General features: G+C 68.0%; 2 protein-coding genes. Both read left to right on the top strand.

The window, feature by feature from the left end; all coding sequences use genetic code 11:
• Positions 1-114 precede the first annotated feature (114 nt).
• A complete protein-coding gene (gene lepA / locus AOK16_RS24260) occupies positions 115-1,986 on the top strand; it encodes a translation elongation factor 4 (protein WP_055474248.1) in 1,872 nt (623 codons plus the stop codon).
• A 251-nt stretch (positions 1,987-2,237) separates the two neighbouring features.
• Positions 2,238-2,729: a hypothetical protein gene (locus AOK16_RS24265; protein WP_055474249.1), complete on the top strand. Its 492-nt coding sequence runs from the start codon at positions 2,238-2,240 to the stop codon at positions 2,727-2,729.
• Positions 2,730-2,845: the final 116 nt, after the last annotated feature.

Consider the following 2,845-nt stretch of genomic DNA (forward strand, 5'->3'; position numbering starts at 1 on the left):
GCCCCACCCCAATACCCGTAAGACCTCCGCGCCCGCCCATGGGACTATGGAGGCTGCGTATAGATCCGAGATCCGACCACAGGCGACGAACCGTCGCAAGAATCAGGACCCTGCGTGCCCGCGACCCCAACCAACGTGCCGGAGCCGAGCCGTACCGACCCGGCGCTGATCCGCAACTTCTGCATCATCGCGCACATCGACCACGGCAAGTCGACGCTCGCCGACCGGATGCTCCAGCTGACCGGCGTGGTCGACCAGCGGCAGATGCGCGCCCAGTACCTCGACCGCATGGACATCGAGCGCGAGCGCGGCATCACGATCAAGTCCCAGGCGGTCCGGCTGCCGTGGGCGCCCACCCAGGGCGAGGACGAGGGCACCACCCACATCCTCAACATGATCGACACCCCGGGCCACGTGGACTTCACGTACGAGGTGTCCCGCTCGCTCGCGGCCTGCGAGGGCTGCATCCTCCTGGTCGACGCCGCCCAGGGCATCGAGGCGCAGACCCTCGCCAACCTCTACCTGGCGCTGGAGAACGACCTCACGATCATCCCGGTCCTCAACAAGATCGACCTGCCGGCCGCCCAGCCCGAGAAGTACGCCGCCGAGCTGGCGCACATCATCGGCTGCGACGTTTCGGACGTGCTCAAGGTCTCGGCGAAGACCGGCGAGGGCGTGGCCGAGCTGCTGGACGAGGTCGTCAAGCTCGTCCCGGCCCCGGTGGGCGTCAAGGACTCCCCGGCCCGCGCGATGATCTTCGATTCGGTCTACGACCCGTACCGCGGTGTCGTGACCTACGTGAAGGTGGTCGACGGGAAGCTCGGCAAGCGCGAGCGGATCAAGATGATGTCGACCGGCGCGGCCCACGAGCTGCTGGAGATCGGCACCAACTCGCCCGAGATGAAGTCCGCCGACGGCCTGTCCGTCGGCGAGGTCGGCTATCTGATCACGGGTGTGAAGGACGTCCGCCAGTCCAAGGTCGGCGACACCATCACCCAGCTCTCCAAGGGCGCCGAGGAGCCGCTGGGCGGCTACAAGGACCCCAAGCCGATGGTGTTCTCCGGCCTCTACCCGCTGGACGGCTCGGACTACCCGGAGCTGCGCGAGGCCCTCGACAAGCTCCAGCTCAACGACGCCGCGCTTGTCTACGAGCCGGAGACCTCGGCGGCGCTGGGCTTCGGCTTCCGCGTCGGCTTCCTCGGGCTGCTGCACCTGGAGGTCGTCCGGGAGCGCCTGGAGCGCGAGTTCGGGCTCGACCTGATCGCCACCGCGCCGAACGTGATCTACCGCGTGGACATGGAGGACGGCTCCGAGCATGTCGTCACCAACCCCAGTGAGTTCCCGATCGGCAAGATCGCGCAGGTGCACGAGCCGGTCGTACGGGCCACGATCCTTGCGCCCAGCGAGTTCATCGGCGCGATCATGGAGCTGTGCCAGAACCGGCGCGGCTCGCTGCTCGGCATGGACTACCTCTCCGAGGACCGCGTCGAGCTGCGCTACACCCTGCCGCTCGCCGAGGTGGTCTTCGACTTCTTCGACCAGCTCAAGTCCAAGACCCGCGGCTACGCCTCGCTGGACTACGAGTCGACCGGCGAGCAGACCGCCGACCTCGTCAAGGTCGACATCCTGCTGCACGGCGACAAGGTCGACGCCTTCTCCGCGATCACACACAAGGACAAGGCGTACGCGTACGGGGTGCGGCTGGTGGCCAAGTTGCGCGAGCTGATCCCGCGGCAGAACTTCGAGGTGCCGATCCAGGCCGCGATCGGCTCCCGGGTCATCGCCCGCGAGACGGTCCGCGCGATCCGCAAGGACGTCCTCGCCAAGTGCTACGGCGGTGACATCTCCCGTAAGCGGAAGCTGCTGGAGAAGCAGAAGGAGGGCAAGAAGCGGATGAAGATGGTCGGCAACGTGGAGGTGCCGCAGGAGGCCTTCATCGCGGTGCTGTCCTCCGACTCCGAGGGCGAGTCGAAGGCGAAGAAGTAGGCGTCCGGCCACTGCTGAAGCAGGCGCCCGCCGCTGTCCGGAAACAAGGCGTCCGGTCCCCTCGGGGCCGGACGCCTTCGGGTGTCAGGCGTGTGCCATCCGGGTGAATGCGGGGCGTTCCGGTTTCTCGCGGCTGAAACGTGCCGTTACCCACGGCAGTAAGCGGTGTTCCGGGCAGCCGCGAAAAGGCGGGGCCCGGACGGTGCGACGGTCGTACCGCGCAGTACACCGCTCCGGAAAGGGATGCTGAAGTGAAGTACACGAAGGCCGCCGCTGTCGTCGTCGGATCCGTCCTGGCCCTCGGAACCGGTTCCTCCGCATTCGCCGCCGACGGTCCTGACTCGAGCCCCAAGTACCAGATCGGGAAGGGCAACGAACTGCCCAAGCTGGACAAGCAGGTGCTCGGGGGTCTCGGGACCCCTGACGGCGGGCCGATGGACGGCCTGATGAAGTCTCTCGGAAGTGCCATGGACCCGACGACGACCTTCGGGCCCATCACCACGATGTTCGGCGAGCGGGCCCAGGGTCTCGGCAAGATGCAGGGCCTCGGCAAGATGCAGGACATGGGCAAGATGCAGGGCATGGGCCAGGCCAAGGGGCAGGGCCACGCCCAGCAGCAGGGGCAGGCCAACCGCCCGTCGTACGGCCCGCAGGGGCAGGCCGGCGGTCTCGGTCAGGACATGGCCAAGGGCAACCAAAAGGGGAACGCCGGAATGCTCGGCCCGCTCCCTCTCCTGGGCTGAGCCCCGAGCTTCCCTCCTGCGGAGCGCACGGTGCGCGAGCGGGCCCGGCAGGACGAGCCGGGCCCGCTTTCCCGCGTCCGGGCCGGAAGTTCGGCCTGGGGGCGGGAGTTCGGCGG

Source organism: Streptomyces pathocidini (genome assembly GCF_001418495.1).
Lineage (GTDB): Bacteria > Actinomycetota > Actinomycetes > Streptomycetales > Streptomycetaceae > Streptomyces > Streptomyces pathocidini.